Source organism: Bordetella petrii, assembly GCF_020991325.1.
In the GTDB taxonomy this organism is placed as follows: Bacteria; Pseudomonadota; Gammaproteobacteria; order Burkholderiales; family Burkholderiaceae_B; genus Bordetella_A; species Bordetella_A petrii_E.
On record NZ_JAJMLX010000253.1, the window covers coordinates 1 to 6,529 of the forward strand.

Annotated in this window: 3 protein-coding genes; all 3 read right to left on the bottom strand. The window is 67.8% G+C overall.

Annotated elements, in window-relative coordinates; all coding sequences use genetic code 11:
* Positions 1 to 151 precede the first annotated feature (151 nt).
* The 3 genes from treZ to glgB all read right to left on the bottom strand — a co-directional run bounded on the left by treZ (position 152) and on the right by glgB (position 6,311).
* Positions 152 to 1,903, bottom strand: a complete 1,752-nt coding sequence (gene treZ, locus LPZ50_RS19890; protein WP_230664167.1) for a malto-oligosyltrehalose trehalohydrolase — start codon at positions 1,901 to 1,903, stop codon at positions 152 to 154.
* Between the two features lie 92 nt (positions 1,904 to 1,995).
* A complete protein-coding gene (gene glgX, locus LPZ50_RS19895; protein ID WP_230664161.1) occupies positions 1,996 to 4,107 on the bottom strand; it encodes a glycogen debranching protein GlgX in 2,112 nt (703 codons plus the stop codon).
* 2 nt (positions 4,108 to 4,109) lie between these two features.
* On the bottom strand, positions 4,110 to 6,311 hold the full coding sequence (glgB, locus tag LPZ50_RS19900) for a 1,4-alpha-glucan branching protein GlgB (RefSeq protein WP_230664165.1): 2,202 nt from the start codon (positions 6,309 to 6,311) through the stop codon (positions 4,110 to 4,112).
* Positions 6,312 to 6,529: the final 218 nt, after the last annotated feature.

Consider the following 6,529-nt stretch of genomic DNA (forward strand, 5'->3'; position numbering starts at 1 on the left):
GTTCCGGCGGGCAGCTGCATGGCGTCCAGCACGGCGCGCAGCGTGTCGGGCGATACGCGTTGCGTGTTGCCGCGCGCGTCGGTCCAGCTGACAGCGATGCCCGCCGCCTCGGCCAGGGCCGCCAAGGTGTCCGTGGCCTGGGCCGCGCCGTTCATGGCCCTTCCTCGATGAAGCACAGGGTGCAGGCTGCCGGCAGCATGCCCTCCGCCAGGGCGTCACTGGCGTTCGCGCGGCTTTGGAACAGCAACAATGCATGCGCGGCAGCTTGCATGGCCGAGGCCGGCGCGTGGATGTCATCGGCGCCCAGATTGGCGTACAGCACCAGTCGGGATCCGTCGTTCATGCGCCATCGGGCCTCCACTGCGTATGGGGCCACGGCGCTGGCGCATTCGGCACGGGCGCCCGCCAGCCGGGGCACGATCATGCGCTTGCGCAGGGCGAGCAGGTTCTTGTAGTAGTCGCGCCAGACATGGGCATCGGCCGTATCCTGCCAGGGATAGCAGGCCGCGTAAGTATCATGGGCGTTGGGGTCGGGCAGGGTATATGGCCCTTGCCCGCGGCCCGTGGTGTCAAAGCGGAACTCGCGCTGCCGGCCTTCGCGCACGGCCTGCGCCAGGGCCGGGTCGCGGTGTTGCGTGAAATACAGAAAAGGGGCCTGCGAACCGCATTCCTCGCCCATGAAGATCAGCGGAATTTGCGGCGACAGCAGTTGCAGGGCAATGGCGGCCCGCAGCGCGCCGGTACGTTCGCCCACCAAGGTGCGCAAACGTTCGCCGAAAGCGCGGTTGCCGATCTGGTCGTGATTCTGCAGGAACAGTATGAACGCGGTCGGGGAAAGGTCGCTGCTGGGTTCGCCGCGCCGCCGCTTCGCGTCGCGCAGCGTGGGTTGGCCCTGGTAAACGAAACCTTCGGCCAGGCATCGCGCCAGCATCCCGCCCGGGTTTTGCGCGTAGTCGGCGTAGTAGCCATGGGATTCGCGCGTTAGCAAGTGGTGCAGCACATGGTGGCCATCGTCGTTCCATTGTGCATCGTAGCCATGGCGCAGCAACGAGGCGCGGTTGTCGTCGTTTTCCACCACCAGGTGGATGCGGCGCGACGCCGGCACGCGGCTGCGCACGTAGTCGGCCATCTCGGGCAGCCAGCCGGGTTCGGGGATGGCGTGGACGGCGTCCAGCCGCAGTCCGTCGAAGCGGTATTCGGTCAGCCAGTACAAGGCGTTTTCCGAGAAAAACCGCCGCACTTCCGGGCGCCGGAAGTCTATGGCCGCCCCCCAGGGGGTTTGCAGGTCGTCGCGGAAAAACTGCCGTGCATAAGCGGGCAGGTAATTGCCGTCCGGGCCGAAGTGGTTGTAGACCACGTCCAGCATCACGCTCATGTCCAGGGTATGCGCGGTGTCGATCAATGATTTCAACTGGCACGGCGTGCCATAGCGCGTGTCGGGCGCGTACGGCAGCACGCCGTCATAGCCCCAGTTGCGGTGCCCGGGGAAATCGGCAATGGGCATGAGCTGCAGCACCGTGATGCCCAGCGCGGCCAGTTCCGGCAACCGTTGCTGCAATTCGGCAAAACCGCCCGCCAGCCCGGCATGAACTTCGTAGATGACCGATTGTTCCCAAGGCCGCCCCGCCCAGTCGGGCCTGCGCCAGGAGTAGCCGCCGGGCGCGGTGACAATGCTGTGGCCGTGCACGTCATCGGCTTGCAGGCGCGAGGCCGGATCGGGCACTGCCCGATCGGTGTCCAGGCGATAGCGGTAGCGCGCGCCCACCGGGCAAGGCACACTGACCTGCGCCCAGCCCGCGCCGTCCACCTGCAGGGGAATGGGCGCCATGCCCTCGATTTCCAGCGCCAGCGCAGGCGGGGCCGAGGGCGCCCACAGGCGGAAACGCGCGGTTCCATCGGGCATGCCCAGCGCGCCGAATGCAGGCAGGGCGTCGCCATCCAGGGCGGCCGGCGCCGTATACGGCTGGCCGGCGGCCTGGTTGCCCTGTGCGCCGCTCACGGCTGGCTCCGGGGTGAGCGCGCGCACAGCAAAGCCAGGCTGCGCGCGGCGACCTCGACCTGGTCCGGTTCGGCCGGCCGGGCCGGATGGGTAGGTTGGGCGCTATCCAGTTCACAGGTCCATTCCAGCTTCGGTTCGGGCAGGGTGAAAGTGGCGGCGGCCTCGCCGGCATTGAGCAGCAACAGGGTGACATCCACCTCTTCGGCATCGGGATCGGCGCAGGCGCGGCGCATGGCCAGGGTGCGGCGCCCGCCATCTTCCCAGGCGGGGGCGTCCATGGGTGTCCCGTTTTCGGCAAACCAGGACAGCGCCACGATGCCGGGGGCCACTTCCTGGCTGGCGTCGCCGTAGCGCTGGGTGCGCAGGCTGCAGTGCGCGCGCCGCAGCGCGGCCAGGCGTCCCACGTACTGCGCCAGCGCGGTCCCCGCGTCCTGCCGGGCTAGCGACCAGTCCAGCCAGCTGATGGCGTTGTCCTGGCAATAGGCGTTGTTGTTGCCTTCCTGGCTGTTGCCGAATTCGTCGCCCGCCAGCAGCATGGGCGTGCCATCCGCCAGCAGCAGCGTGGCCTGCATGGCGCGCTGCACCAGGCCGCGCAAGGTGTCCACCTGATCGCCTGCGTCCGGCCCTTCGTGGCCCCAGTTGGCACTGAAATTCTCGGCGTGGCCGTCGTTGCCGTCTTCGCCGTTGGCTTCGTTGTGGCTGTTTTCGTAGGAGACGACGTCGCGCAGGGTAAAGCCGTCGTGCGATGCCACGTAGTTGATGCTGGCCCACGGGCGCCGGTGCCGGCGGTCGAACAAGTCCCTGGAACCCGCCAGGCGGGCGGCCAGTTCCCCGACCATGCCGTCGTCGCCGCGCCAGTAGCGCCGCACGCCATCGCGGTAGCGGTCGTTCCATTCCGCGAAGCCGGGGGGATGCTGGCCCAGTTGGTAGCCATCCGGCCCGACATCCCAGGGTTCGGATATCAGTTTCAGCCGCGCCAGCTCCGGATCCTGCAGGATGGCGTCGAAGAACCCCGAGCCGGGGTCGAATCCGGTGCCTTCGCGGCCCAGCGTCACCCCCAGGTCGAAGCGGAATCCGTCCACCCGGTAGGCCGAGGCCCAATAGCGCAGCGAATCCATCACCATCTGCAGCACGCGCGGATGCGAGATGTTGACGGTATTGCCGCAGCCCGTGTCGTTGATGTAGTAGCGTTCTTCGCCCGGCACCAGCCGGTAATAGCTGGCGTTGTCCAGCCCCCGCCATGACAGCGTGGGGCCCAGTTCGCTGCCCTCGCAGGTGTGGTTGTAGACCACGTCCAGGATCACTTCGATGCCGGCGCCATGCAGGCGGCGCACCGCCTGCTTCAGCTCGTTCGGCCCGTGCGGTACATAGGCGGGCTCGGGCGCGAAAAACGATAGCGTGCTGTAGCCCCAGTAGTTGTGCAGGCCGCGCTCTACCAGGAAGCGGTCCTGCAGGAAGGCGTGCACCGGCATCAGTTCGACGGCGGTGACGCCCAGCCTGTGCAAGTGGTCGATGAAGCGGCGGTCGGCCAGCGCGCCGGCGGTTCCGCGCAGCGGCGCGCGCAGGTCGTCGCGCAGCATGGTGGCGCCGCGCAGGTGTACTTCGTAGATCACCGTGTCGTTCCAGGCCGTGGCTGGCGCCACGCTGCGGCCCCAGTCGAAATAGTCGTCCACGACAATCCCCTTGGGCATGGCCAGGGCGCTGTCGCGCCGGTCCAGGCTCAGGTCGGCCTTGGCGTGCTGCATGCGGTAGCCGAACAGTACGTCCGACCAGCGCGGCGCGCCGGTGAGGCGGCGCGCGTAGGGATCCAGCAGCAGTTTGTGGGGATTGAAGCGGTGGCCGTTGGCCGGATCGTACGGGCCATGGACGCGGTACCCATACACCAGCCCGGGCTGGGCATCGGGCAGATAGCCGTGCCAGACCTCATCGGTGCATTCGGGCAGCGCGAGCCGGCACAGTTCCTTGCGGCCGCGTTCGTCGAACAGGCACAGTTCCACGCGCGTGGCATTGGCCGAGAACACGGCAAAGTTCACGCCCAGGCCGTCGCTGCTGGCCCCCAGCGGGTAGGGGGCCCCCGCGGTCAGATGGAAGTGGGCGGGAATGGCCATGGCTATACCTCGTGGCGAAGCAACAGGGTCGAAAGCGGCGGCAGGGTCAGCGACAAGGATTGGGGCTGCCCGTGAGCGGGGATGTCTTCCGTATGGGCGAGGACGGGGCCCGCGAGGCCGGTGCCGCCGTATGCGGCATCATCCGTATTGATGCGCGCCCGCCAGCGTCCGGCCGCGGGCACGCCGATGCGGTAGTCATGGCGCGCCACCGGCGTGAAATTGCATACGGCCAGCACCCGGTGCCGGCCATCGGTGCGCACGAAGGCCAGCACGCTGTTGGTTTCGTCGTCGCCCACCATCCAGGTGAAACCCGCCGGGTCGGCGTCGCGGCGGTGCAGTTCGGGCAGTTCGCCATACAGATGGTTCAGGTCTGCCACCAGGCGCTGCACGCCGCGGCGCGCCGGATCGTCCAGCAGGTTCCAGTCCAGCGCGTCATCGTGGTTCCATTCGCGTTCCTGCGCGATCTCGCCGCCCATGAACAGCAGCTTCTTGCCGGGGTGGGCCCACATGAAGCCGTAGTACAGCCGCAGCTGAGCCAGGCGGTCGGCGTGGCTGCCCGGCATTTTGCCCAGCAGCGAGCCCTTGCCGTGTACTACCTCGTCGTGCGACAGGGGCAGTATGTAGCGTTCGGAATAGGCGTACATCATGCCGAAGGTCACATCGTGATGATGGTAGCGGCGGTGCACGGGATCGTGGCGCATGTAGCGCAGCGTGTCATGCATCCAGCCCATGTTCCATTTGTAGTCGAAGCCCAGCCCGCCGTCGCCGGCCGGCGCGGTCACACCCGGCCAGGCGGTGGATTCTTCGGCCACGGTGATGGCGCCCGGGCATTCGCAGCCGATGACGGTATTGAGTTCACGCAGGAAGTCCACGGCCTCCAGGTTCTCGCGGCCGCCGTACCGGTTGGGTATCCATTCGCCCGCCGCGCGGCTGTAGTCGCGGTACAGCATGGACGCCACAGCATCGACCCGCAGTCCGTCCACATGGAACTCGCGCAGCCAGTGCAGGGCGCTGGCGATCATGTACGCCTTGACCTCGTTGCGGCCCAGGTTATAGACCAGCGTGTTCCAGTCCGGGTGGAAACCCTCGCGCGGATCCGCGTATTCGTATAGCGCCGTGCCGTCGAAACGGGCCAGGCCGTGGGCATCATTGGGAAAGTGGGCCGGCACCCAGTCCAGTATCACGCCCAGCCCCGCGGCGTGGCACTGGTCGATAAAGCGGGCGAAGTCCGCCGGCGTGCCATGGCGGGCGGTGGGGGCAAACATGCCCAGCGGCTGATAGCCCCAGGATCCGCCGAAAGGGTGCTCCATGACGGGCATCAGTTCGATGTGGGTGAACCCCAGGGCGCGCGCGTAAGCGGGCAGCCGCGCGGCCAGCCTGTCCCATAGCGGCCCGGGTTCGTCGTTGTTCATCCACGATCCCACGTGCACTTCGTAGATGGCCAGCGGCGCGTCCGGCCCCTGGCGGGCGGCGCGCCCCTGCATCCAGGCAGCGTCATTCCAGAAGTACGGTTCGGGGTCGGGAACAATGGATGCCGTGGCGGGCGGCGCCTCGGCCTGCCGCGCCATCGGGTCGGCCCGCAGCGTCGTGGCGCCATCGGCGCCGAGTATCTGGAATTTGTAGCGGCTTTGGGGCGACACGTCGGGGATGAAGATTTCCCATACGCCCGCAGTGTGGCGCAGCCGCATGCCGTGCCGCAGCCCATTCCAGCCGTTAAAGTCGCCCAGCAGCGCCACGCGCCGCGCGTTCGGCGCCCATACCGCGAAACGCACGCCGCGCACGCCGTCGATGTCGCAGTTGTGCGGTCCCAGGCTCTGGTCCGCGTACAGCCATGATCCCTGTGCCAACAGTTCCAGGTGCGCGTCGTCCAGCAAGGGCCCGTAGGCGTAGGGGTCGTCGATTTCCTCGGTTCCGCCAGGCCAGCGCACGCGCAGCCGGTAGGCGGGGCGGGCAGGGCCGCAATGCGCGCTGATATCGGCGGCATACAGGCCGTCGGCAACGGCGGGCAAGTCCAGCATGGTGCCATCCGGGAACAGTGCCGCCACCTCTTGCGAGCAGGGCATCAGCACGCGCAGTACCGTGCGCCCGCCTAGGGTGTGGGCGCCCAGCACGCCGAATGCATCGGGGTGGCTGCCGGCCAGCAATGCCTGCTGGTCTGGCGCCTGCAATTCCAGGCCGGCCGCGGGTGTTGCCCTGTTGCTCATGAGCGGTGTTCCTCGTGATCCACGGCGGCCGACATCAACTGGGACCGAGCCAGTTCCGCCAGGCCGCACAGCGGAATGGCCACCCAGTCGGGACGATGCTGGGCTTCATAGCAGATCTCGTAAGCGGCCTTTTCGATCAGCGCAGCCCGAAGGCCTGTTCTTTCCGGACACCTATGTCTTCACGCCCGGCACGACCGATTTCGACTTGTTGCGCCGCG